Below are 25235 nucleotides of genomic sequence, written 5' to 3' on the forward strand. Positions count from 1 at the left end.
ACTATTTTTATTTTTAGAAAAGAAAACACTCATTATGCCTACTGAAGCTTCCCACAAGCTGATTCCGATGACAGATTTTGTTATTGAATATTACTCTAACGAAGGATATGCCGATCTTCAGACACTCACTCTGCTGAAAAACTATGCCAATTTTTTAAGAAAACCTTTGAACCTTGGAATGTTTGTTCCTGTAGATCCACAAGGAAATATACTGAAAGAACCCAAAAATTATGCCTCCTGGAAATCACTTAACCATAATGCCGTAACAAGAAATGATAATGCCGGGTTTGAAGAATACACCGATTATCAGAACGCAGAATACAACTGTCTGTTTGAAGGCTTTACCATTGCTTACAATGGATATTCTGTGGTAAGGATTGTAGCTTCCTATGACCAGGCTGTCGAGCTTTCTTTTAATAAAAATGATTTCATGTCACCCGCTTTTTCAGATATTGAAGCGCTTACTGTTTTTGATGATATATTTCTGACGGCCCATGCGTTAAAGTCTATTGGTATTAAAAAATAAAAGCTTATTCCGTTTCATCCAGTATTTTTTCCAGTTCCGTGATAAAAGCAGCCTGTGCAGGATTGATCCTTTTTTGAGCTTCTTCAGATTCAAACCATTCCCATTGATCTACTTCGGGAATTTCGATCATTTTAGAAGATTTCGGAGGCCATTCCATCAGTAATGTATTGCTGTAAAGTCCGGACAATTCAATATCACTCTCCAAAGCCCATGCATAAACAGTTTTTCCGCCTTTCTGTTTAACAGGCTGCAGAGCAGTAAACTTTCCCCGCACCGTTTGGCCGGTTTCTTCTTTAAACTCAGTTAATGCCCGTTTCAACGGATCCTCATCAGGCATAACCTCCCCTTTTGGAATAGACCATGCCCCTGCATCTTTATTTTTCCAAAACGGACCGCCCGGATGAACCAGAAAGTAATATGAGCTGTTGTTTTCTCTTTTAAACAGCAAAATGCCTGCACTTGTTTTCATAGCTTTAAGATAAGATATTTTTAAATAATAAAAGGTAACTGCTATTCTCCTTAGCATAAAAGATAATCTTAAACGGAAAAAATGAATAACTCAGATTGTATCCAAATTTTTCAGGTTGTAGGCCCGTAATCCTTTATTCATAAATGTTTTAAGAATTTACCGTACACTGCGGTTATTGGCTTTGTTTTTATCAGAAAGATATTATAGATACCACATTTTCAACACTAATGACAATTTTTATTCATAAAGGCATGGAATATGTATTAAATAAAACATAATAACATTAAAAAATTTAAAGTCATGAGAAATTTATTATGGTTAGTAGCGGTCATTTGTATTGTAGTTTGGCTTCTGGGAATGTTAGGTGTAGTACCGGGAATGAGTACCGGTTACCTGGTACATGTTCTTTTGGTAATTGCCGTTATTGTAATACTTTATAATATCATTTCAGGTAAAAAACCTCTCTGATAATTAAAAAACATTGCTGAATATCAGGATAAAAACAGGTTAGAAATTCGTTTCTGACCTGTTTTTTTGTGTTAATAACTGAGTTAAATGAAGAAATATTGAGCAGCAGTTTTTTGTAAAGTTTCCATGTGAAATATTTTGGCTGGTCTGAGCGTAAATATTTTATATATTTATTGTAGAATATGAAATAAGTACAAACAAAAGCAAATCATACAATGGAAGAAAAATTCCAGCCTGATGTTATTATTGTGGGAACAGGACTGGCAGGGCTCACGGCTGCTATGGAAATTACCAATGCCGGAAAAAAAGTGCTTCTCCTCGATCAGGAAACCGAACAGAATATAGGCGGACAGGCATTCTGGTCATTTGGAGGACTGTTTTTCATCAATTCGCCCCAGCAGCGGAGAATGGGAATCAAAGATTCCTATGAGCTTGCCCTTCAGGACTGGAAAGGGACAGCTGGATTTGACCGCCCGGAAGATTACTGGCCCCGAAAGTGGGCGGAAGCCTATTTGAAATTTGCAGCTTATGAAAAACATGCTTATGTTTCTAAACTCGGCATCAGGTTTATGTTCATGGTAGGATGGGCAGAACGCGGAGATGGCTCAGCAACAGGTCACGGAAATTCTGTACCCCGTTTCCATGTAAGTTGGGGAACCGGGACAGGAATTGTGAAACCCTTTGTAGATAAAGCTTATCAGGCTAAAGAAAAAGGCCTTTTACAGATGAAATTCAGGCACAGAGTGACTGAACTTATTATGAAAAATGGAAAAACCAAAGGCCTTAAAGGTGATATTCTTGAAAATGATGACAAAGAAAGAGGTGCTGAGACCAATAGAAATGTGATTTCACAGTTTGAATACCATGCCTCTCACATAATTATTGCATCAGGAGGTATAGGAGCCAATCATGAACTGGTACGCAGGAACTGGCCCGAAAGATTGGGCCGGGCACCGGAAAATATGATTTGTGGCGTGCCTGCCTATGTAGATGGAAAAATGATAGGTATAGCAGAAAATTCGGGAGCACATATCATCAATCCTGACAGGATGTGGCATTATACGGAAGGAATACAGAACTGGAACTCGATATGGCCAAAACACGGCATCAGAATACTGCCCGGCCCCTCTTCCCTATGGTTTGATGCCAAAGGGAACCGTCTCCCCGCTCCTTTTCTTCCGGGATTTGATACCCTGGGAACCCTGAAGCATATTCAGGATACGGGTTTTTCTTACTCGTGGTTTATCCTCACCCAGAAAATAATTAAAAAAGAATTTGCCCTTTCCGGATCAGAACAGAATCCGGATATTACCAATAAAGATTACTCACTTTTTCTAAAAAGAATTTTTGGTAAAAAAGCACCGGGTCCCGTAGAGGCATTTAAAGAGCGCGGGAAAGATTTTATCGTTTCAGATGATCTTCAAAATCTGGTGGAAAGGATGAATGAGCTGTCCGGCGCCCACCTTTTGAACTATGAAAAGATTAAGGCACAGATAGAAGCCAGGGACAGGGAACTGGATAATAAGTATTCAAAAGATACACAGATTAATTATATCCGGAATACAAGAAATTATTTAGGTGACAAGCTCGGCCGTGTTGCCGCTCCACATAAAATTTTAGATCCTAAGAACGGGCCTCTCATCGCAGTTCGTCTCCATATTCTTACCCGGAAAACACTGGGTGGCATTAAAACCAATCTTAACGGACAGGTGCTGAGAGATGATGATACTGTGATTGATGGACTATATGCAGCAGGAGAAGCAGCGGGCTTTGGCGGAGGCGGAATGCATGGCTACCGTGCGCTGGAAGGAACATTTCTCGGAGGTTGCATCTTTTCAGGAATGAAGGCCGGAAAATACATTGCAGGACTTTAAAAGTCCAGTGCTGAATATTCTTCAAAACTGAATGATGAATTTTAAGTCAGGAATTAAACAGTAAATAAAAACAAAGTGAACAGTTATTTTAATAATAAAGTGGTTTGGATCACGGGGGCTTCATCGGGAATCGGGGAAGCCCTGGTTAATGAATTGGCAGTCAGGAGTAATGCGAAAATTATCCTTTCATCAAGACATAAAGATCAGCTGAATATGGTTGCCCAAAAGGTCGGGCTCGATGCAGATCGTTTCACTGTGATTCCTTTAGATCTGGAAGATTACAAAAAGATGCCGGATATTGTGGCGGAAGCCATAGAAAAATTTGGAAAGATTGATATTCTGATCAATAATGCCGGACTTTCCCAGCGTTCCCTTGCCATAGAGACAGATATAGAAGTTGATAAACGTTTGATGGATATTGATTTTATTGGAACCGTAGCCCTTACAAAATCCGTGCTCCCCTACATGATCAGGAACGGATGCGGACATATTGCTGTAGTTTCCAGCCTTATGGGGATTTTTGGAGCTCCGATGCGAAGCAGTTATGCGGCTGCCAAACATGCACTTCACGGCTTTTTTGATTCCCTGCGCGCCGAATTGTATACAAAGAAAATTACAGTGACCATCATTTGCCCCGGATTTGTGCAAACCAATATTTCTATTAATGCAGTGACTGGTAACGGTTCCTTACAGGGAACTATGGATGATGCCACTATGAAAGGAATGCCCGCTGATGTTTTCGCGAAAAAAATGCTTTCTGCCATAGGAAAAAAGAAAAACCAGGCTTCCATAGGCGGTCAGGAAGTATTGGGAACCTACCTTCAGAGATTTTTCCCTAATCTGCTGGCCAAAATTGTCCGTAAAGCAAAAGTAGTGTGAATTATGATAAAAACCTCCCGAAACGAGAGGTTTTATATTGCAAATCAGATTTTTTATTAATCTTAAAAGCTTGAAGAGTTCGGTGTCTGAGCTTTCTCATAAATCAGTCCTTCAGATTTCAGTTCACTCCAAAAATCCGCTGGAATATCGGCATTAAGACCTTCCCAATTATCTTTAACCTGTTCCGGTTTGCTGGCTCCGGGAATAATGGAAGCAAACTCATCCGATGCCAAAACAAAATGCAGCGCAGCATGTACAATATCCGTGTTGTATTTTTTGGCGATATCCTTTATTCTGGCCCGTTTTTCCGCCATTCCTTTTGGAATTACATCCTTATAATTGTACCTGTCCCTTCCGGCAATATATCCTGAATTATACCCTGCACCGGAAACCAGCTTTACTCCGGCCTTTTTAACTGCTGGTAAAAGTCTGTCAACAGCATCTTCATGTTCCAGAATCGAATATTGCGTTGCAGAAAGGCAGATATCGGGATCCGCAGAATCTATACAGTCTAAAATAGGCTCAATTTTATTGACTCCCATTCCCCAGGCCTTGATTACTCCCTGGTCCCTCAGCTCGGACAGAACTTTGAAAGCCCCTTTTTTTGCCTGCTCTAAAAAATAAGGATAGCGGTCTCCTACCTGGTCTTCAGACAGGTCATGCACATAAACAATGTCGATATGATCCAGTCCCGTTCTCTCCAGGCTGTCTTCGACAGATCTTTTGATCGCATCTGCGGTATAATCATGTTTAAAATCATAATTCAATGGCTTTTTCCACATGGTAGGCGGAACTTCTGATTCAGGAACTTCGTGAAACAGCCTTCCTACTTTGGTTGAAAATATAAAATCACTCCTGTCTTTGTCTTTCAGAAAGTGTCCGAATCTTCTTTCACTTTTTGTGAGACCATACCAGGGAGATGTATCATAATAACGGATCCCGAGATCCCATGCAGTCTGAAGAATACTGTAAGATTCCTCATCACTGATATTCCCGAACGCAGTTCCTATCGCTACTCCACCTATTCCTAACCGGTGCTTTTCTGTTAAAACATCTGTTTTCATATGATTGTATTTAAGTGTTGGTTTGATATTCAGATGCAAACATCGTGCAGAGTATACTATGAACAATGCCTTTAATTTTCTTATATTATGTTAAATATTTATTGTTTTATAGTTCATCCGGTTTGTTTACATAAAAAAATAACCTCCCGAATGAGAGGTTATTTTGGTGTATAGTTTATAGTCTTATAATCTTTGTTACAGGAATATATTATTGCTCAACAATAGTCAGAACATTATAACCTCCTGTGTTGACTAGAATACGTTTGTCCGGATCCCAGGATACATTAATCCATACAAATGGCCTTAGCTTATCCCCTGCATTGAGATATAAACTCGCAGTACAGGCCGATCCTACTATTACTTCATTTGGAGCATTTCCTGTATCCTGAGGATATCCATTATTAGTTTTTATTCTTTGTATAACCGCATTTGCAGAATTTCTTACCTCCCAGATCGCTTCTGTCTGGTTCTGTCCGGAACTGTTATTAACCTGTTTTGCATCAAGAGCAAAAGTAAAAGTGGCAAAATATACACCCGATCTCGGAGCAATGAACTCTCCGGTAGCAGGGTTAAAATTTGTTCTGGGCTGTCCGGAATCTGAGTCCAGCTTTTCCACCCATGAAGTAAGATAAGTAGAAGATCTTCCCGGAATTCCATCTGTATAATTTCCTACAGGCCATAAGCCGTTTTCAAAAACGGTACAATTATTATCTGTCTTCTCTGCCATTACCACAATTCTTGGTTTTCCGTATGGTAAAATAGGAACCCACACTGTTCCGTCGGAATATTCTATATAACCCTGCACTCCGATGGCTGGGTTAGGATTATACCGCATAGCTCCAGCTCCGGCTTCAGCTGCGGTTTGATTGGTCATGCCTATCGCCATAGAACCGTTGGCTCCGTTTCTAAGGTCAATTGCCATTTTGGGAACAGCTACCCCTGCTCCTATTTTCCCGGCTTTATCAATAATCACTTTTTCCGTTGTATTGATCTCAACGGCATTGGCTGGACTGGGATTGCTGCCGCCGATAGCGATCTGGGCCAGTATTAAATTCGGAAGGATCCCCATGCCCAGAAATAGTATGCTTTTTTTATTTAATTTCATCTTTGTTAGTTTATAATTCGTAAATACTGATACTGTTATTGGTGCCGGTGTTTGCGGTGTTTATACCTCTGTCGCTACCGAAATTGTGAAATACCTTAAACTGGATTGTATCATTGACAGATAAATTAAAAATAGCTGTACAGTTACCTCCGACAATATTACTTACGGCGCTTATATCCCAAGCCGGGTATGAGTTTACACTTCTGTATGTTTTAATATTGTTAAGGCCGGTATTACTTTCGATAATGGTTTCTATTCTTGAATTCTGGACAATATTGCCGTTCGCCAAAGTAATATTGAAAGAAACAATATAAAACCCGCTTCTCGGTGCAGTGAAAGTTGTACCATTAAAATTAGACTGAGAATCTGTAACTTCATCCCATTTGTCTATGAGGGTTGTCCCATCGTTTGTCAAATTAAGAGGAATGCTTTTATTAGCCAGTACCAAAGCTTTAGGTGGCAGGGTCATTGGAAGGTTATGCCAAGCTACACCATCAGAATACTGTATAATATTTCCGTTACTGTAACGGATAGCGCCACCTCCGGCAGCAGCGGCTGTCTGGGAGCTTGTTCCCAATCCTATAATACCTTTATCATCAGTAGAACGGATATCCACTTTAGTTTTAGGGTTTAAAAGTCCTACCCCTAATTTTCCGTCGGAAGTGAGCACTACATCATTGGGTATCTGAAGAGCAGAAGGCGGAACACTGCTGTTATCTTTTCCTGCATCTATATGAAAAGTCTGCATCGGGTCTTTAGTGAAGATTCCTGTCTGTGCCTGTATAGTGAACGGAAGGCACAGAATCAGTAATTTATATAAATTTTTAATTTTCATTTTTTGTATTTTTTAATTTTCAATAATGGTGAGATTGTTAAAGCCTGCATCCGGATTGGTCCAGTCCCCATTTACTCTTAAAGCTCTTGCCACAGATGCTGCTATGTTCTGATTAAGTTGTGGACGAACAGTCTGATCAGCATCTAGCCTTACCGTAATTACAGCAGAACCACCTACCTGGGCATCTTCATTACCGCGGGCAAATGTCTTGTATGAACGGGCCAGGATAGCATTTGCACTTGGACTGTAAAACTGGCTGATGACTTCAGAAGAAAGAGCCACTGAACCGGCAACAAAGTTATACGTCATCAGGAAGGTGTAGACACCTGCTCTCGGTGCTTTAAAAATCCCTGTACCAGGATCAAAACTGTTGGAAAAATCTTTGACCTCGTCCCATCCGCTAATATTGACATCAGAATTGTAAGGAACTGAGAACGGAGTAGTCATTCTTGCAACCACTACTGCTTTGGTGGGAAGGATAAGCGCTGTTTCCCATACATTCCCATCAGACACCTGAATTTTTGCCTGGGTAGGCTCATATCTCACGGCTCCGGCTCCGGCTGCATTGGCTGTCATCGCAGTGGTGCCAAGTCCTATTGCATTCTGCAGTCCTGCTGACCGCATATCAAGTTTTACAATTGGATTTAAAACTCCGGCTCCTATAAAGCCTGCATTGGTGATAATCAGGTCATTGCTGATTTGTGCGGGAGTCACTGCAGCGGTATTGTCTTTTGCACCGTCTACATGTAATGCCCCCAAGGGATTGCTAGTGTTGATTCCTATCTGTGCGCTAATAAGCGACGAAACAACCATAGCTAAGGATAGCAAATTTCTTTTCATTGAATTGTGTTTTTAAAATGTCAGCTTTAACGGAACCTAATGGCTTTAAAATGTATCAAAGTTCAGGTCCCGATGTTTAATATTTCAATTTTTGAAAATCAAAATCATTATTGAATGCAAAGATTCATGAAATCTTTCAGATTGAAAAATGAAAGGTGTAATATTTTCGGAAAAAGACACTACTTTTAATGATTTTAAATAACTGGAATATAGTTATTTATATGCATTCACATACATTTTGATTTGTAGGGCTTATTTTTACTTTAAATGAACCTTTTTTTCCATTTTGCAATTGTATTTCTGCTTAATTTGAAATGCCGTGCCAGCTGTGCATTGTTGTATCCGTACTTCTTTTGATAGTCCAGTATTTCAAGAATCGACTGCTGGTCAAAAAAGCGGTGTTTCTGATTAAAAGTAAAGGTACTTTTATCTTCTCTACCTGTAAGAATGTTGCTGCATGTAATGACATCAAGTATTGAGAAATTCTTTTTAGATAGTATCGCTTTAAATTCTTCTTTTTTCTCAGGATATTTTTCATTGATAAGGTCTGTATAAATCCTTCTGTAATCCGGGGTATTTTCCATTATTTTTCCATCAGGTTATATTTATGCAGCCATTTGTAGAGTGTACTTTTGGGGATTTTATATTCAGAAATAACATTTGATTTCGTCATTTCCCCTTTTCTGATCCTGTCCAGAACAAATTCAATAATCTCTTTGGTGTAGAGGCTCTTCCGGAATGCGGGAAGTGAGTCATGTGCTTTTTTCTTTTGGACATAATTCATGGAAGACTGCGGGGAGTATAAAATCAGGTGTTGTGAGTAGAGTCTGAAGAAATCATATTGCAGGAGTTTTGACCAGCGTAGCAGAACTTCTGTGTCAAAAGCAGAGGATTCGTACATTTTCATTATATCTTCTTCTTTACAGTTTAGAAATTTACATATGCGGGGCATTTCTATCCCGCTTTTGTCAACCTTCTCTTTTATCATCGATCCAATGTTAAGATTTTTCAGATCCATATAGTTTTTAATTATTAGTGTTTTTTTTTAAAATGAATTGCGGGTAATGCCTATTTCCTGATGAAATGAAGGACAAAATAAAGGAAAAGCAATAAACAAAATTCCTAATTGAGGGGATTAGAAATCTTGACAGAATTATTGCTTTTCATACTTGTGTTTTAGAATTTTAAGCCTGATTATTTTATTGTACAAACATATAAGATTCTTGTGCAATGTTAAAGATTTATCCGGACAGTTAAAGATGCATCATGTTGTAAATTCCGAATACCTTACTATAATTTAATAGAATTGAACAAGAACCTTATATTGTAAATTAAATAATCATTTTTGGTGAAATATCAGAATATTAATAACTGATAATGGTTAATAATTTTCTTTTCATCATTTGTGTGTTTCATATCAGGTGAATTAGTTTACTCTTCTGATATAATAACAATATTAGTCCTTTCTTCAAGGATAAAAAAGGACGGTATGAAATAATTTCTGAAAAAATCAAGTGTTTATTCGGTGTTTTATTAAAAATTTAAGCCACTCGGCTCTAAAAAATAATTTGAATTTAAATAGTTAGCATTCAACCGATTGTGTATTTTTATTGATAATGTAAATTCTGAAAAAATAACATTATTATTATGCCATAATTATTTATATTGTGCTTAATTTGTTCACTCTAAAAAAACATGATGAAAAATATATTTTTACTACTTTTCTGCTTGATTTTCAGGCTTTTTAGTGCCCAGCTCAATCCCGGGCCTTCAGTGGAATCACAAATTGATTCCGAAATTATCCGGGCTGAAAAGGTATCTAAAGGGGATCCTACGCAATCAATAGAACTTTTGAACGAAATCTATCGTGATTCTAAAAAGGCTGACTATAAAAAAGGGCTTCTGGAGAGCATCTCTCTCCTTATGGCAAAATATTATGATGCCGGGAATCATAAAAAAGTAATTGATCTGAGTACGGAAGCTGAAAAACTTGCCATAGATGCAAATGATGATGCAAAACTGGCGAATATTTACAGGATAAAGGCTTCATCGTATACAGAATTAGGCTTTAATAATGAAAGCATCACAGAGCTTAGAAAAGCATTAAAAATATCTGAAAAAGTAACGTCTGAAGACAGAAAAAATTATCTGAAATCTTTAATATATACGGGTATTGGCTCTTATTTTGCCCATGTGAATGCACCGCTGGATTCTGTAATACAGTATCAGAAAAAAAGCCTGGAAAGTGCGGTCCGTATTGGAGACAGTAAAGAGTTTATGACAAAAAAATACTATCTCCTTGCACTGTCCTACATGAATCTGGGGATGACAAGTGTTGCTTCCCAACGGATCAATGATGCGGAAAATTATTTTGACAAAGCATTAAAGATAGCTCAAAATGAGCAATACGAGGTATCAAAAAACCTGGAAATTACTATTCTGAATGAATATGCATGGCTGTATTATGATCAAAAAAAATATGATCAGGCAGTCCATTTCGCAGAAAAAGCTGAACAGCTGGAGAAACGAATAAGCACACCTTATATCCGTAGAGATATTTACGAGGTCAAATTCAAATCTTATGTAGAATTAGGAGAAAAGGAAGATTCAAAAAAATACATGAATCTGTACACGAAACTTAATGACAGTCTCGTTAATGAAGAGAAGAAAAGCATTAATACTCCTGTAAAAAAGATAATGGACGAACAGGTAGAAATTCATACCGGGAATATTCAGAATATTCTGATAGTGGCTCTTATTTTTATTATACTTCTTTTAGCAGGCGGTATATTTTTCTGGAAAAGAAACCAGAAAAAACTTCATGAAAGTTATGAGGCGACGATCAATAACCTTAAAAATACCAATAATCTTCCCGCACAGAATATCCCGCTAGAAATATCTGCTGAGAAAAGCATTAATATTACTGACGAGACAGTGAAAATGATCCTGATAAAGCTGGAAAAATTTGAAAAATCACAAAAATTCATTAAAAAAGATCTGAGTCTTACTTCCCTGGCCAATGATCTGAATACCAATACCAGATACCTGTCCGAGATTATTAAACAATATAAAGAAAATAACTATAATAATTACATCAATGGTCTCAGGATCAGCTATATTACCAATAAGCTTTATGAAAATCCTATTTACAGGGAATACAAAATAAGCTATCTGGCTGAAGCCTGCGGATTTTCATCCAGGGAGGTTTTTGCTGTTATCTTCAAGAAGGAAACCGGAGTAAGTCCCTCCTATTTCATCAACAACCTGAAAAAAGACAGCCTGGAATCCCTATCTTAGAGAATGCTTTTACAGTATTTTTCAAAGCTAATATTGATTTCGGTTAAGTTGAATGATGGAAATTTCCGGCAAATTTGAATTTAATATTGAAATGAAAATTTCTAAGAAATATTTATAAGGGCGCAAGTTGCTTAATTTCAGTGGGTTGTTTGTTTTGTGGTGATCTAAGGTAAAATTCTTATAAAGATATTTCATAAATTTACGAAGCCATTACGGTTTTAAAATTGGTTCTCAGGTGAAAATTCACAATAAAAAAAAGTATTTAAGCTTTCTAAAATTTAAAAGAGACTTCCAGGAATACGGACTGGAAAAAGCCCGCAGCTATGAACTTATCCTTCACTGGCTGAATAACAGGCTCAGCAGGAACCAGTTTCTGGTGCTTTCCGGAATTCTTGTAGGCTGTACTGCCGGCCTTGCCGGGGTGGTATTGAAAACCCTTGTCCATACGATTCACAATTTTATTACGCATAAGGTTCATTTTGAATATCAGATCTTATTCTATATTGTATTTCCTTTCATGGGAATTGTGCTTACCACTGCGATTGTTCTTACTATATTTAAAGGACAGGACAGAAAAGGAATCAGTGCAATTCTGTATGAAATTGCCCAGAATTCGAGCATTGTATCTTCTGTAAAGATGTATTCCCAGATCATTCAGAGTGCCGTTACAGTCGGGTTGGGAGGTTCTGCCGGATTAGAAAGCCCTATAGCAGTTACCGGGGCTGCCATAGGTTCCAATTATGCACAGACTTACAGGCTCAGTTATAAGGAAAGGACTCTTCTGCTGGCTGCGGGTGCCACGGCGGGAATAGCTTCGGCTTTCAATGCTCCGATTGCGGGGATTATGTTTGCTTTTGAAATTCTTTTGACGGGTGTGGTTTTTACAGACTTCATACCTTTGGTAGTAGCTGCTGTCTGCGGAAGTCTTTTATCAAGGATTCTGCTTCAGGAGGATATACTTTTCAGGTTTTATGCCAGAGAGCCTTTTAATTATAAAAATGTTCCCTATTATCTTATTTTAGGAATTGTAACCGGGCTGTATGCACGTTATTTTGTAGTGATTTCTCAGAAAGTGGAGCATTTTATCAAAGGGCTGAAGCTTTCGAGGATGCGTAAGGCTATGTTCGGCGGGCTGGTGCTGTCGTTATTGTGTGTGCTTTTTCCTCCGCTATTCGGAGAGGGATATGATACAGTGAAGGCTTTTACTAACGGAAGTACTCATTCTATTATCGCAAACAGTTTTTTCAGGTATTTTGAGATCGGAGACTGGACTATCATTATTTTTTTGGTTCTGGTATGTCTTTTAAAGGCTTTTGCTACTTCTTTTACGATATTCAGCGGCGGTAACGGCGGTAATTTTGCCCCGTCACTTTTTGCCGGAGGTACGGTGGGGTATTTATTTGCTCTGGTATGCCAGCATATCGGCTTTACAGAGGTTCCGGTGACGAATCTTGTACTTGTGGGAATGGCCGGAGCAATGAGTGGTGTACTGTATGCCCCTCTCACAGCCATATTTCTGATTGCTGAGTCCAGCTTTGGCTATGATCTTTTTATTCCGCTGATGATTGTATCTATTATCTCCTACCTTATTGCTAAATGGTTCTCCCCTATCTCTCCTGAACTGAAATCTTTGGCTGACGAAGGAAAAATACTGACCAATAAACATGATACCAATCTTCTTTTTGCTTTAAGAACTGAAGATTTTATAGATAAGTATTCGGAGACGATTAATGAAAATGCTTCTGTCACTGAATTATTTGGACAGGTGAAAAACGGGACTAAAAATATTTTTGCAGCCACAGATGAAGCCGGAAAACTGAAAGGTATTCTTACTCTGGATGATATCCGTCCTTATCTTTTCAATAAAGAAGCAGACGGTTCCATGACGGTAGCCCAAATTATGAAAGCTCCGCCCGCAATAATTCATCAGGAAAATAAACCGCTGGAAATCCTCCAGGTCTTTGATGATACCGGTGTATGGAATCTTCCTGTAACGAGTGAAAACAATGATTTTATCGGATTTATATCAAAATCATCTATCCTGATGGGCTACAGACAGCTTTTAAAAGAATATTCTGATTAAATTTTTAAACTGGAAATGTATAATTAATCTGCAATATTTGCTGGATTTTAAAGATAAAATATAGAAAAGCGGTCCTAAAAGACCGCTTTTTATTATGCAATGATATGCTGTTTAGATATTAAGGACAAGGTGTCTGAGTATAACCTGAGCCATTACTGTTAGGCTTTACATTAATTTTTTTAAAATTACCGTTTGCATCCATTTTTGTGAGGGCAATCCCGGAATTATATTTATCAAGGACATAAGCCATTCCTGTTTCTCTGTTTGAGATATCTACATAGTCTGCAAACATATCCCCGGAGAAATTAGGAGCAAAACCGGGAACCTGACTTGGAGGAACATTGGTTATAAATGACTCAAATAAGTTGGCATTGGTGATGATCAAAGCATACACTGTCCCGTTAGGCGTTACAATATATCTGGTATTAAAACTTGGGTGGCTGTTGTAATATTTGATCATACTGTAGACATCTCCTGCAGATGGAGGTGTATTTCCAGGATGGTTATGGATATCTGCTTCAGGATAAGCGTACGGATTACTGATATCGCCACTGTTAGCATTTAATTCCTGTACACCTGTTGCTTTCAGCTCTCCGTTTGGCGTATCTCTTCCCATGCCTACTCCATTTTCTTTTCCGTTTTGGTTGAAATTGTTAAGAATTCCCTGTTTGGCGTCGCTAAATTTCTGTGTTTTAGAATTGTCTGTAGCTTTTTGTGAACCTTGCTGGGCCTTTGTACAAGGATCATTCGGATTAGGGGTTGGAGGAATGATCACGAAAGGAGGAATTGGCGGACCTGTAGGAGGTTGCGGGTTGGTAGGCGGGTTAGGTACTGTGATTACCACCTCATCAATGGAACCGTGGCATTTTTTTCCGCATGAATCCATATCTCCGTCTCCTGAAAATTTGGATGAAATATCCGAAACAATTTTCCCGTCAACCACCCGGATCTGGTATCTCATGGAACCTTCCATCGCTATATAGGTGACATTTCCTGTCATCTTTTTCATGATCTCGTGAGCGCCCAGCCTGTGGTCTTCAGAAGAAAAGTTTTCAATACTTTCGAATTTCCATAGATGCCCGGAAATCTTGCCTCCATCGATCCTGAATGTAAGCTCTTCAATTAGTTTTTCACTTTCATTTTTTACCGGAACGGAAATAAGGATAACATTGTTGTTGTGCTTAAAAGTCCTGGCATTTTCCCATTCGATCTGCTTTCCCGCAATAAGATCCATATCCTTTACATATTCTTGTCTGATGTAAGAAAGCGGATTTTGCTGAAGTTGTACCGTTTCGGCTTCTCTTTCCAATGCATCATGAACACACCCCTGCAAGGAGAATAAAGACAGCATACTTCCCAACAGGATAAGCGGGAGCAATTTTTTTTTCATAGTTTTTAATATTTAAAGGGCGCAAATATAATAATAAATCCAATTAATGAGAAATAAAAAATGATTAGTTTTTGCAGATTTAGTGGTACATTAGCAGATAATTTATACACTGAAATTCTTGTTAAGGAGTTTCTTTTTTTACAAAAAATATCCGTTCAGTAAAACCGAACGGATATTGATGATTGATTTAAATGAAATTTGGATATGCAAATAAAATTTCCAGTATTAAGATACATTTTGATAAATTCCGTTTTGATTAATAAATTCTTCTGTTGTCTTATAGTTTAGAGTACTGTGATGTCTTTTTTTATTGTACCAGATTTCAATGTATTCAAAGATTTCCAATTCCATTTTTTCTTTGTTATGAGTCTGTTGTCATACATTAACTCAGTTTTTAATGACTTAAAAAAGCTCTCCGCCACAGCATTATCCCAACAGTTTCCTTTCCGACTCATACTTCTAATGACGCCGTAAGACTCAATTGTTTTTGCAAACTTCCTCCAATTCGTAGGTTTTTTCCCGCTCTGGAGTTAGTTTAAAATTTCCATTTCTTTGGAAGCTTCCCTCATCAAACTCTTCATATTCTTCTCGTCATTTATAAAGCACGGTGACTTTGATTCCAAGTTCTCTCGCTAATTCTGAGATATTGGTTCTTTCATTGCTCAATTGAACTGCTCTTGTCTTAAAAGCTGGATCATAAATTTTTGCTCTCGTTTCATATGTTAAATTAAGGTTTTATGCTTAACTTTAACTGGATGCCAAATTAGTATATCCTAACTATCTAAAATAATACATTCATGGATACAATAAATACAATAACAGATCTTAGAAATTATATTCCAACTACTCATGATACTTGCTGCTTATTAGGATATTATATTAAGGGGGATAAAGAACCTTTAATTTATATATATAAAGCAGGAACGTTTTCAGATAATGGAGGGAATATAATAGTTCCAACGGGAGCAAATGGAGCATGGATTGCAGAACTTCAAGATGAAGTTAATATTAAACATTTTGGAGCAAAAGCAAATGATATTAATTTTGATAATTCAATTTGTTTTCAAAAACTAATAAACTTAGAAGTTTCTATTTTTGTTCCTTCTGGAATTTGGTATGTCCGAAATACCATATTTTTAACTATGAATTTTTCTGGAAATCATATTAGAGGGAATGGTTATGACAGATGGAATAAAGAATTCGGTTCTGTTATATGGGTATCTGTTCCTAATATTAAAATTTTCGATTTTTATGAAGGGTAAATTGGATTAAAATTTCAGATATAAGACTTGAAGGCTCTGATCCTAATTCTGATCCTCTTAATGATGATCCTGAGAAGATTGGTCACTCAGGGTTGTATGCTACTTATGGGGGACATGTAATTATAGAAAATGTGGGAGCGTTTAATTTTAAAGAATTTGGTATAAATGCGAATGCTTTATGGAGAATAAATAATGTATTTTGCTACAAAAACAAAATTGGATTACAATTAAGAAGTGATTCAGCGGTTTCTAATTCCGAATTTAGTAGAGGAGATATTCCTATTAATATCACCGATGGTGGAAACAGATTAACTAATATTTGGTGTAATAGTGGTAAAGAAGGATGCTTGAGAATTAAGCCTCTTAACTCGTCCGTTAATCTTCGAAATACTTCTATTTCAAATTTATACATTGGGGAGGTTTATGGTGAAGGAAATGAAGTCAAACCAATTATTAATATTGAAGGATTGTTGGTTAATAATGTTCAACATAGGGTTTTTGACGTTCAAATTTCTAATTCCTTTATAACAAACGCGGAAGGGGCGGTTTCTATACCAAATGATTTGGTTTCTATAAAATATGCTGAAAATATTGTTTTTAGTAATTGTAATTTCTTTGGACAAGGTCTTTATGCAAGTTCAAACAGGTATACCAGACATGCGTTTTATATTGAAAATAGCTCCATGATTTTAATTAATAATTGTACAATTACAGGAATAAATAAGAGTTCTCTTAAAGTCCAAAAAATTTGTTCTGACATATCAATTTCTAATTGTACATTTAATGGTTGGGGGCAAGCAGTAGCAAATGGTGATGATTTTATTTGCTTGTATTTTAGCGATGAAATATATAGAACTCAAATTATAGGATGTAATTTTATTGATTCATCTAGTAATCTAAATCTTTCATTAATAAAAAGTTATTCCGAGCCAAATAATTTCACATTTTAAAATAATAATTTAAATTATCCTAATGCGGGAAGTTACATATATGACTTTCCGAATCATCCGACTTTGACTCTCTCTGGAAGTTGGTCTATTTTAGGTGCTTTCGGAATGACAGAGTTTAATAAAACTCTATCAAAAGCTATAATTAAACCTACCATTTCACTTCCCACTAACAACAATGTGCAAGGAATGCTATTTTACGAATCTCAACAGAACAAACCATACTATTATAATGGTTCTTCCTGGATAAGTATTGATAAAACGATATCCCCTGTACAAAGTATTACTACAGTTAATGCAACAGATATAAATACAGCAATTAATTTAGTGAATGAATTAAAAGAAAAAATAAATGAATTATTAACCAATCTAGATAATGGAGGTGTTATGGATTAAATACACCGATATTCGTATTCTAAAAATCACAAATTGTGTAATTTATCATTTGCTTTTGTAATTGACACATCGTATGCAGAAAGCGTTTCTTCTACCGGTGTAGTGTTGTCATCGAAATGAGTATAATAAATATCGATATGATCGGTCTGAAGTCTTTGCAGAGATTCATCCACAGATTTCAGAATATGTTTTTTGCTGATATCAAAACCGTGCTCTTTGGTTTCAGATCCTACTTTGGTGGCCAGGACCATATCCTGACGGTTGGAACGGCTTTTCATCCATTTTCCGATGATTTCTTCAGACTGGCCTCCTTTTCCGTTCACCCACCAGGAATAGGTATCCGCCGTATCAATGAAATTGAAGCCTTCAGAAGTAAATTGATCCAATATATCAAAAGACTGTTTCTCATCAAGCGTCCATCCGAAAACATTCCCTCCAAAATTAACAGGTGCGATCGACAGGTCGGTATTTTTTATCTTTCTTTTTTCCATAAAAATGATTTGAAATTAAAATTTAATAATGATCTAAGGTAAGGAATATCATGAATGATTTCAGATTCAAAATAAGTATTCCACTTATAGTTATTATAAATGAAAAGGCTTATTCTTCCTCACTTTATACTTAAAGCAGGCGGACAGGCCTGAATCAAAAATCAATAAAAAAGCAGCCTCCGAAATGAAGGCTGCTTTATCTGTCAATTAAAAAAATCCTTTTACTTTTCAGCCTGAGGAATTTCAATGGCGGTAAGTATCAGCTTATATTCCTGAAGCTGCAGTTCTATGGTTTTCAGTCCGTTTTTAAAGAAATTGGATGTGGTAAACAGGTTGTGATAATAATCAATACCTTCCAATATGTTCTTCTTAAATGCATTCCATTTTTTGGTTTGGGAATTGGTGATCTGTACTGAAGAACCGGTAATCTCTTTTTTAAGGTAATCAACATACATTTTCAGTTCATTGATGAACATATTCGGACGCTGGTTATCGGGAAGGATATTGGCATTTCCGTAAATGTGCTTTACCATTTCCGAAAGGGAAACTTCCTTGTCAAAAAACGCCAGATTAGGTCCCGGACATATGACAACCCCTTGTTTTTCGCCTTTTATTTCAAGATTCTGTTCCATGTATGCCGCATTTACCAATCCCACACACAGGCACGCTTTATCTGTAATTTCAGTCTTCCTTTTGTTAAATTCTTCGGCAGAAAGTTCATGATCAGCCTGAAGTTCTTCCAGTTTGATATCCTGGTATTTCTTGGAAGCTGTACAGGTTCCCTGCGGTGAAAATTCCTTGCTTAAGGCCAGTAATTTTTTTGGACATGAGCTTCCGTATTTTCCGGCGGCTTCTTTCTGTTCTTTCAAAATTTCATTAGATGTGCCTCTTACGGTATTAAAAGGAACTCCCAAAGGCGAAATATTACTCAGGTAAAAATCTTTTTCCCCTGATTTTAAAAGCAGGTTTCTGGTTTCGGTATCTACAGAAGTAGCTTCAGGAACCAGCAGGAACGGTGATCCCCATCCGACACTGTCTACTTTGTAGTTGTCAAGCAGAAACTCATGTTCTTCAGAGGTTCCTACCCCACCCTGAACTGTAATTTTCATCTCGAGAGGCTTGGAAACGGTATGTTTTCCTTTTTGCTCCAAGGCGGTGATCATTAAGGCATGTGCAGACTGGATCAGATCATTTTTTTTCTGCTTAAATTCTTCCATAATAGGCCCCAGCAACATCCCTTCCGTAGCAAATGCGTGTCCTCCGCAGTTCAATCCGGATTCTATTCTGTATTCTGAAATCCACAATCCTTTTTTAGCTAAAAAATTTCCCTGGATCATGGCTGAACGGAAATCGCTTACCTTAAGAATGATTTTCTTTTTTAAAATACCGTTCTGATCAGGAAAGAAATCATCAAATTCCTCAATATAGCTGTATAAACGCGGATTCATCCCTGCGGACAGCACCATTGAAGAAGACAATTTGCTCTGTGCAAAACCACGCAGTGAGGCATGGGCATCATTGAATATTACGGGAAGCTGCTCGTCCTTTTTATAGTTGTCTTTGTCAACTTTTGTCATAATATTGACATCAATACTTCCCGGCTTCAGGTTAGATTCGATGAAATTCTTGATGCCTGAACCTAAATTATCTGTCTGGCTAACAAGATTCTGAAGCCCGCTTTTAAGATCTGAAGTATTGGGCAGCATGGCCATAAAGTTCTTTAGCGCTTCCTTGTTTTTAGTGATTTCATGTTTGAAAGATTCAAATTTTTCATTCACGATATCGTCTACCATATCCAGGTAGGCTGTAATTCTTTTGGCCCTGTAATCTTCTGTTTTGGTTGAAATTCCTGAATAGCCAAGGTTAAATTTCTTGTTATAAAAGCCTTTCATTTTTTCCAGGATCTCGTCATCAATAATGGAAATAACGGAAGAAATTCCATATTGGGCAACGCGGATCGGGCTGTCTATGGTATACGCCAGGCCCATGACCGGAATGTGGAAATTGTGTAACGGTTTATGTGTCATTTTATTTTGATAAAAATTCTTTCGTTGGCAATGAATTAAAATCACGGTGTACCCTATTTCTATTGAACCAGATACCTTAATCCCGGGACTTTAATTACCTAAATTTATCATTTTAATATTAGCTATGCATCAAATAGCACCCTGTAATGTCAAAAATATGTTAAATATCATTTTTTTATAATTTTTAAAACCTTCATCAAAAACTTATAAATATGCGGAGGTTTGTTATCATTGTAAGAAACTGAAGGAAAGATTAGTTAACAATATTTATTTTTAACTAGAATTAATAAATTTTAATATTTATGTTTCTATGATGTTTTGCATACTATATTTTTTACTTACATTTGTAAATCGAAATAATTTTTTTTCATCATTTGTGTTTTTTTAAGGTCTCCTTTTAGGAGGCCTTTTTTTATTTTCGGGTTTATGTCCTTGCGGGATGTAGGTGAAAATACGGAGTAATGAATTTGGTATTTTCTACGCTGGTATGCTTCTCTTTAAAGTGACACCTTTGTAATGTTAAACAAATTAAAAAACATTACCATGTCAACATTCAAAATCAACATCGTTGCAGGTCCGCTTTGGAGCAACGACGAAGCACAAAAATTAGGTGGCCGTATTGCTGCTGCACATTTAGGAAAATTCACAGGACAATGGAGCACTATTGTCGAAGGTGAGATGAGCGTTATCGAAGTTGAATACGATACACAGCCAACCGGAAGTACTGAATATACTATGGACGTTTTAGCGGGACCTCTTTGGAGCATTGAAGATGCAAAAGAAGTATGCCCTGCAATCTGTGCTTCTTACGGAGGTACATGGAACGGACAGTGGACTACAGTCGTTGAAGGCAAAATGAGCGTTTGCGGTTGTGTATTCAAATTCTAATACACTTTAAATAAGGTATGGATCTCCAGGGCAGCCTGGAGATTTTTTTGTATACCAATTGAAAGGATAAGCTGTGTTTAAGTTACTCTCCTTCTGTTGCTGGCTGTTACCCATTCATTCTTATGACATTTGGGACAGCTTACGGTATTTCCTTCAGGCTTCAATTCTGTGTGTCCACAGAAAGTACAGGAAAAGTGACCTTCTTTATGAATATTTACGAACCTGTTTTCCAGTGATCCCGGCATAATAGGGAGTCCGTATTTCACATCATTATCTTCATAATAAAATACGCTGATTTCACCTGAGATTTCCTCTATGGCTGTTTCTATCTGCCCCAACTGTGAAACACCTTTCAGCCTCAGCTCTGCAAAGAATTCATCGCTGCCCAGGTTTTCTTTTTTAAAGTTATCAATGGCAAATTCACCTTCACGGATCAGGCAGACAGAAGTTCCTTCCACCATTTTTTCGAATTTTTTGCTTCTTCCGATAAAGAAAGTGACTATACTGTATAAAAGAATGATAACGATAAAAACAAGAATGGAAGAAATAATCCCGACATCTTTGTTAAACATAGGATCGCCGGCCGCAGAGCCCAAGCCGATAATAACGACCAGCTCGAAGATGGAAAGCTGTTTGACTCCCCTCTTGCCTAAAATCCTCAGCCCTATGATAATAGCAAGAAACATAATGACCGTGCGGAGGATAATCTCTAACAGAAAGGACCATTCTTCGTGTCCCAGAAGTAATTCTTTCCAGTTGAGTTCTAACAGAAATAAGGTCAGCATAGAAATTAATTTTAAAACAGCATTCAAAAAATAAGCCATAGAAGGCAGTTCAGCTGATGATAATTCCTATTATATGATAAAACTGATGATTTTAATTCATTACAATAACCTGAATTCGGAATAAGAAAATGCTTACAGCCAATGTTATTTTATCGCAAAGGCAAACAAAGGATATTTCATTCAGCAAAGGATACGGAATAATTCATATGCATCTTTATCTATAAGTGAAACGGCTTTGTTTTAACTTAAAAAAATGAACCGAATACTTTGTAAATTCATTGTTTATTCTTGGTTTATTTTTAATCCTTATCCCGAATTCAGGTTAAAATAAATTATTCCTATTTCTCCGTTTTTAAGGAAAGTACATTATTCGATGGAGTGAAATCTATTAAAGTCTCTAAAACTTCTAGAATATTCAGGTAAATAAAATCCAGTTCTTCTGAAGTGATGCAGTACGGCGGAACCAGATACATAACATTTCCCAACGGACGCATAATGATTCCCCGTTGCAGAAATTCGTTATAAAAGACTTTCCCGATTTCATTAAAATAGGATGTATTCTGATCTGTTTTATATTCAAAAGCCAGAATGGTCCCGGTTTGGCGTACATTTTTAACATCCGGATGCTGCATAAGAATTTCCGTAAAACCTGAATGCTGTGCGCATATACGGTCAATTGCGGTTAAAGTTTCTTCCTGTAATAAAAGTTCCATACTTGCCAGTGCCGCAGTGCAGGCTAACGGATTTGCTGTAAAGGAATGTCCGTGAAAAAGTGTTTTATATTGGTCTTCGGATAAAAAAGCATTGAAAATTTCCTGAGTACAGGTTGTAATTCCCATAGGCATCGTTCCCCCTGTAAGGCCTTTAGAAAAGCACATAATATCCGGCATTTCCGTGAGGTGATTGGCGGCAAAGAGCTTTCCGGTTCGTCCAAAACCTGTAAATACCTCATCCTGGATCATCAGGATTTCTTCGCTTCTGCAAAATTTCATCAGCTCATCAAGATGTTCAGCTTTATACATCAGCATTCCCGCAGCGCCCTGTGCCAAAGGCTCATAGATGAAACAGGCGATATCTTCTGCAAGGTCCCTGATCTGAACTTTTAAATTCTCCAGATTCTCCGCATTGGGTGTATCTATAAAAACCACTTCAAAAAGCATACTTCCAAAAGGTTTTGTCCAGGCGCTTCTCCCGCTCACAGACATGGCTCCGAATGTGTCGCCATGATAAGCATTTTTAAAAGCTAAAATTTTAGTTTTCTCTTTTCCGGAATTATAAGCGTATTGAATGCACATTTTCAGTGCTGCCTCCACCGCAGTAGAGCCGTTATCCGAATAAAAAACTTTTTTCTGGTTCTCCGGAAGCAGATTCAGCAGGTTTTCCGACAACTGAACAGCCGGTTCATGGGTAAAACCTGCAAAAATAACCTGCTCCAAAGTAGTGAGCTGCTGAAATACACGCTCTGCAATGTAGGGATGTGCATGACCGTGCAGAGTCACCCACCAGGAGGAAACCGCATCAATATACTTTTTACCTTCATCATCATATAAATAAATGCCCTTTCCTTTTACGATGGGTATGGCATTGCCTGCTGTTTTCATCTGGGTATAAGGATGCCAGTTGACAGTTTTGTCCCTTTCTGCAAGGCGGGTTTGTACTAATGTATTCATGTAAATGTATTTATGATTTTTTTAGAAGACAGAAATTAGAGGCTGGAAGATGGAGATGGAAGTATTGTAACCCCAACCTGTAACTTAAAATTAATTAATTCACCCCGTAACTAGCAACAACTCTCCTTCATTTTCATCGGCTTCAGTCCCAGTTTTTCCAGCATCTGCATATCCTCGGAAACTCCCGGGTTGGGTGTTACCAGAAGGGTTTCCCTTTCTCCTGTGAAGATGGAATTGGCTCCGGCCATAAAGCACCAGGCCTGCTCTGTTTCCGTCATTTCGATACGTCCGGCGCTTAATCTGACCATTGAGGAAGGCATAATAATTCTTGCCGTGGCAATCATTCTTACCATTTCCCAGGTATCTACTTTTTCGTTGTCTGCAAGCGGTGTACCTGCCACTCTTGCTAAGGCATTGATGGGAACAGATTCCGGATGTTTGGGCATTGTGGCCAAGGTTAAAAGCATTGAAATCCGGTCCCGGTGTGTTTCTCCAAGGCCTATAATTCCTCCTGAACATACCGTTATTCCTGCTTTTCTTACATTATTGATCGTATTGATCCTGTTATCGAATGTTCTGGTCGAGATAATTTCTTCATAATACTGCTCAGAAGTATCGAGATTGTGATTGTAAGCATATAATCCTGCCTCCTGAAGACGGACAGCCTGTTCTTCTGTAAGCATTCCCAAGGTACAGCATACTTCAAGTCCCAGTTCATTCACTCCTTTCACCATATCAATTACCCTGTCGAAATCACGGTTGTTACGGACTTCACGCCATGCAGCAGCCATACAGAAACGGGAAGATCCGCTGTCTTTTGCTTTTTGCGCGTGGGCAATAACGGTTTCTGTGGGAAGTAATGCCTGAACTTTGATATTGGTGTGGTAGCGGGCAGCCTGGCCACAGTAAGAGCAGTCCTCCGGGCATCCTCCTGTTTTGATGGATAACAACGTAGAGATCTGCACTTCTGACGGATCATGCCATTCACGGTGAACTGTTGATGCTTTATAGATCAGTTCCAGTAAAGGCTGATGATAAATGTCTTCTATTTCTTCTTTTGTCCAGTTGTTTCTGATGGTTGCTTTTTTGTCCATTATCATAAATTTGTTTTTGTTAATTGTTCTGCAGCAGCTTTGATGCTGTGCTTGGTTACCTGATCAATTTCGGGAATGCGGATAATCCCGGTTTCTCTTTCAATGAAGCTCAGGATCACTCTTTCGGTATCCGGAGGAAAAGCTCCGTTGAGGATCAGGTATTCCAGCTTAAGCCCTCTTTGTTTTAATGCCATGATGGAAAGTAAGCTGTGGTTGATGCATCCTAAATAATTCCTCACGACGAGTGCAACAGGAATTTCAAGTTTTTCTATCAGATCGATCATGAAAGTATCATCCGAAAGCGGGACCATAAGACCTCCGGCTCCTTCTGCAATAAGACTGTTGTCAGTTTGGGGCAGTTGGAAATTACCGAGACAGATCCGTATGTCTTCTTCCTTTGCTGACTGGTGCGGTGATGCAGCCAGTTTAAGACGGTAGGTTTCCGGATGGCAAACCGTATTTTCTGTCCAGGACTCTATCTTATGGCTGTCCGTATAATCAAGATCTCCTGACTGTATAGGTTTCCAGTAATCTGCCTTAAAATATTGGGTTAAAACGGCAGAGCATATGGTTTTCCCCACGTCGGTGCCTATACCGGTGATGAATAGTTTTTCATTGAGGTTATTCATTTATTTAGCTTAAATAAATTCTTTAATAATTTTTGTCAGTTCTATAATTTCTTCGTTTGTATTGAAGCTGTGCAGGCATATTCTCAGTCTTTCCGTTCCTGCTTTGACGGTGGGACTGTAAACGGCATAGGTCAAGAAGCCTTTGCCGGATAAAATTTTCTGCATATTTCCCAATTGCTTGTTGTCCGGAACCAATACCGCCTGTATCGGGCTTAT

General features: G+C 37.8%; 27 protein-coding genes. 10 read left to right on the plus strand and 17 right to left on the minus strand.

The window, feature by feature from the left end:
- Nucleotides 1-34: 34 nt before the first annotated feature.
- Nucleotides 35-526, plus strand: coding sequence for a hypothetical protein (locus IX38_RS17540; RefSeq protein WP_034707171.1), 492 nt, complete (start codon nucleotides 35-37; stop codon nucleotides 524-526).
- Between the two features lie 4 nt (nucleotides 527-530).
- Here the strand turns inward: IX38_RS17540 and IX38_RS17545 are convergent, their stop codons facing one another.
- Entirely contained in the window at nucleotides 531-995 is a 465-nt protein-coding gene (locus IX38_RS17545; protein ID WP_034707172.1) for an NUDIX hydrolase, read from the minus strand.
- Nucleotides 996-1295: 300 nt separating this feature from the next.
- Between IX38_RS17545 and IX38_RS22680 the strand changes: the two genes are divergently transcribed.
- The 3 genes from IX38_RS22680 to IX38_RS17560 all read left to right on the plus strand — a co-directional run bounded on the left by IX38_RS22680 (nucleotide 1296) and on the right by IX38_RS17560 (nucleotide 4216).
- Complete coding sequence (locus IX38_RS22680; RefSeq protein ID WP_034707173.1) at nucleotides 1296-1463, plus strand: lmo0937 family membrane protein; 168 nt, start codon at nucleotides 1296-1298, stop codon at nucleotides 1461-1463.
- A gap of 215 nt (nucleotides 1464-1678) precedes the next feature.
- Nucleotides 1679-3337, plus strand: coding sequence for an FAD-binding dehydrogenase (locus IX38_RS17555; RefSeq protein ID WP_034707174.1), 1659 nt, complete (start codon nucleotides 1679-1681; stop codon nucleotides 3335-3337).
- Nucleotides 3338-3412: 75 nt separating this feature from the next.
- The gene (locus IX38_RS17560) at nucleotides 3413-4216 is read left to right on the plus strand and encodes an SDR family oxidoreductase (RefSeq protein ID WP_034707175.1); all 804 of its coding nucleotides are present in this window, start codon (nucleotides 3413-3415) and stop codon (nucleotides 4214-4216) included.
- Nucleotides 4217-4278: 62 nt separating this feature from the next.
- On the opposite strand, the gene IX38_RS17565 is transcribed toward IX38_RS17560, so the two are convergent.
- From IX38_RS17565 to IX38_RS17590, 6 genes are all read right to left on the minus strand, one after another.
- Nucleotides 4279-5280, minus strand: coding sequence for an aldo/keto reductase (locus tag IX38_RS17565; protein ID WP_034707176.1), 1002 nt, complete (start codon nucleotides 5278-5280; stop codon nucleotides 4279-4281).
- Between the two features lie 208 nt (nucleotides 5281-5488).
- Nucleotides 5489-6385: a hypothetical protein gene (locus IX38_RS17570; RefSeq protein WP_034707177.1), complete on the minus strand. Its 897-nt coding sequence runs from the start codon at nucleotides 6383-6385 to the stop codon at nucleotides 5489-5491.
- A 10-nt stretch (nucleotides 6386-6395) separates the two neighbouring features.
- The gene (locus tag IX38_RS17575) at nucleotides 6396-7220 is read right to left on the minus strand and encodes a hypothetical protein (protein WP_034707178.1); all 825 of its coding nucleotides are present in this window, start codon (nucleotides 7218-7220) and stop codon (nucleotides 6396-6398) included.
- Nucleotides 7221-7232: 12 nt separating this feature from the next.
- Nucleotides 7233-8060 carry a hypothetical protein gene (locus tag IX38_RS17580; RefSeq protein ID WP_034707179.1) on the minus strand — a complete coding sequence of 276 codons (828 nt, stop codon included), beginning with the start codon at nucleotides 8058-8060 and terminating at the stop codon, nucleotides 7233-7235.
- 263 nt (nucleotides 8061-8323) lie between these two features.
- Entirely contained in the window at nucleotides 8324-8644 is a 321-nt protein-coding gene (locus IX38_RS17585; RefSeq protein WP_034707180.1) for a helix-turn-helix domain-containing protein, read from the minus strand.
- Nucleotides 8644-9048 carry a helix-turn-helix domain-containing protein gene (locus IX38_RS17590; protein WP_228377991.1) on the minus strand — a complete coding sequence of 135 codons (405 nt, stop codon included), beginning with the start codon at nucleotides 9046-9048 and terminating at the stop codon, nucleotides 8644-8646. The genes IX38_RS17585 and IX38_RS17590 overlap by 1 nt, the downstream gene beginning before the upstream one ends.
- A 707-nt stretch (nucleotides 9049-9755) precedes the next feature.
- Here IX38_RS17590 and IX38_RS17595 point away from each other — a divergent pair.
- Together IX38_RS17595 and IX38_RS17600 are read left to right on the plus strand one after the other, a co-directional pair.
- Complete coding sequence (locus IX38_RS17595) at nucleotides 9756-11357, plus strand: tetratricopeptide repeat protein (protein ID WP_084680320.1); 1602 nt, start codon at nucleotides 9756-9758, stop codon at nucleotides 11355-11357.
- A gap of 235 nt (nucleotides 11358-11592) precedes the next feature.
- Entirely contained in the window at nucleotides 11593-13440 is a 1848-nt protein-coding gene (locus IX38_RS17600) for a chloride channel protein (RefSeq protein WP_034707183.1), read from the plus strand.
- A gap of 118 nt (nucleotides 13441-13558) precedes the next feature.
- Here IX38_RS17600 and IX38_RS17605 read toward each other — a convergent pair whose 3' ends face one another.
- From IX38_RS17605 to IX38_RS23510, 3 genes are all read right to left on the minus strand, one after another.
- Nucleotides 13559-14830 (minus strand): hypothetical protein, encoded by a 1272-nt coding sequence (locus IX38_RS17605; RefSeq protein WP_034707184.1) that lies wholly within the window; start codon nucleotides 14828-14830, stop codon nucleotides 13559-13561.
- 225 nt (nucleotides 14831-15055) lie between these two features.
- A complete protein-coding gene (locus IX38_RS23505; protein ID WP_117585910.1) occupies nucleotides 15056-15181 on the minus strand; it encodes an IS3 family transposase in 126 nt (41 codons plus the stop codon).
- A gap of 240 nt (nucleotides 15182-15421) precedes the next feature.
- Nucleotides 15422-15532, minus strand: a complete 111-nt coding sequence (locus IX38_RS23510; RefSeq protein WP_117585913.1) for a transposase — start codon at nucleotides 15530-15532, stop codon at nucleotides 15422-15424.
- Between the two features lie 95 nt (nucleotides 15533-15627).
- Here IX38_RS23510 and IX38_RS17615 point away from each other — a divergent pair, with 95 nt between their 5' ends.
- The 3 genes from IX38_RS17615 to IX38_RS17625 all read left to right on the plus strand — a co-directional run bounded on the left by IX38_RS17615 (nucleotide 15628) and on the right by IX38_RS17625 (nucleotide 17435).
- Nucleotides 15628-16092: a hypothetical protein gene (locus IX38_RS17615; RefSeq protein ID WP_034707185.1), complete on the plus strand. Its 465-nt coding sequence runs from the start codon at nucleotides 15628-15630 to the stop codon at nucleotides 16090-16092.
- A 131-nt stretch (nucleotides 16093-16223) separates the two neighbouring features.
- Nucleotides 16224-17042 carry a hypothetical protein gene (locus IX38_RS17620; RefSeq protein ID WP_131368710.1) on the plus strand — a complete coding sequence of 273 codons (819 nt, stop codon included), beginning with the start codon at nucleotides 16224-16226 and terminating at the stop codon, nucleotides 17040-17042.
- A gap of 63 nt (nucleotides 17043-17105) precedes the next feature.
- Nucleotides 17106-17435: a hypothetical protein gene (locus IX38_RS17625; protein WP_131368711.1), complete on the plus strand. Its 330-nt coding sequence runs from the start codon at nucleotides 17106-17108 to the stop codon at nucleotides 17433-17435.
- A gap of 26 nt (nucleotides 17436-17461) precedes the next feature.
- On the opposite strand, the gene IX38_RS17630 is transcribed toward IX38_RS17625, so the two are convergent.
- Together IX38_RS17630 and IX38_RS17635 are read right to left on the minus strand one after the other, a co-directional pair.
- Nucleotides 17462-17926, minus strand: a complete 465-nt coding sequence (locus IX38_RS17630; RefSeq protein WP_316934147.1) for an aldo/keto reductase — start codon at nucleotides 17924-17926, stop codon at nucleotides 17462-17464.
- A 221-nt stretch (nucleotides 17927-18147) separates the two neighbouring features.
- The gene (locus IX38_RS17635) at nucleotides 18148-19953 is read right to left on the minus strand and encodes a hypothetical protein (RefSeq protein ID WP_034707188.1); all 1806 of its coding nucleotides are present in this window, start codon (nucleotides 19951-19953) and stop codon (nucleotides 18148-18150) included.
- Between the two features lie 543 nt (nucleotides 19954-20496).
- Between IX38_RS17635 and IX38_RS17640 the strand changes: the two genes are divergently transcribed.
- Nucleotides 20497-20841 (plus strand): mannan-binding lectin, encoded by a 345-nt coding sequence (locus IX38_RS17640; RefSeq protein WP_034707284.1) that lies wholly within the window; start codon nucleotides 20497-20499, stop codon nucleotides 20839-20841.
- A gap of 77 nt (nucleotides 20842-20918) precedes the next feature.
- Here the strand turns inward: IX38_RS17640 and IX38_RS17645 are convergent, their stop codons facing one another.
- The 5 genes from IX38_RS17645 to IX38_RS23255 form a co-directional block, all read right to left on the minus strand.
- The gene (locus IX38_RS17645; protein ID WP_034707285.1) at nucleotides 20919-21626 is read right to left on the minus strand and encodes a DUF421 domain-containing protein; all 708 of its coding nucleotides are present in this window, start codon (nucleotides 21624-21626) and stop codon (nucleotides 20919-20921) included.
- Between the two features lie 338 nt (nucleotides 21627-21964).
- The gene (bioA, locus tag IX38_RS17650) at nucleotides 21965-23296 is read right to left on the minus strand and encodes an adenosylmethionine--8-amino-7-oxononanoate transaminase (protein WP_051884853.1); all 1332 of its coding nucleotides are present in this window, start codon (nucleotides 23294-23296) and stop codon (nucleotides 21965-21967) included.
- A gap of 110 nt (nucleotides 23297-23406) precedes the next feature.
- The gene (gene bioB, locus IX38_RS17655; RefSeq protein WP_034707189.1) at nucleotides 23407-24390 is read right to left on the minus strand and encodes a biotin synthase BioB; all 984 of its coding nucleotides are present in this window, start codon (nucleotides 24388-24390) and stop codon (nucleotides 23407-23409) included.
- 2 nt (nucleotides 24391-24392) lie between these two features.
- The gene (bioD, locus tag IX38_RS17660; protein ID WP_034707190.1) at nucleotides 24393-25019 is read right to left on the minus strand and encodes a dethiobiotin synthase; all 627 of its coding nucleotides are present in this window, start codon (nucleotides 25017-25019) and stop codon (nucleotides 24393-24395) included.
- A 9-nt stretch (nucleotides 25020-25028) separates the two neighbouring features.
- On the minus strand, nucleotides 25029-25184 hold the full coding sequence (locus IX38_RS23255; RefSeq protein ID WP_228377992.1) for a hypothetical protein: 156 nt from the start codon (nucleotides 25182-25184) through the stop codon (nucleotides 25029-25031).
- Nucleotides 25185-25235 lie beyond the last annotated feature (51 nt).

Origin of the sequence: Chryseobacterium luteum (assembly GCF_000737785.1) — a bacterium.
Classification (GTDB): Bacteria; Bacteroidota; Bacteroidia; order Flavobacteriales; family Weeksellaceae; genus Chryseobacterium; species Chryseobacterium luteum.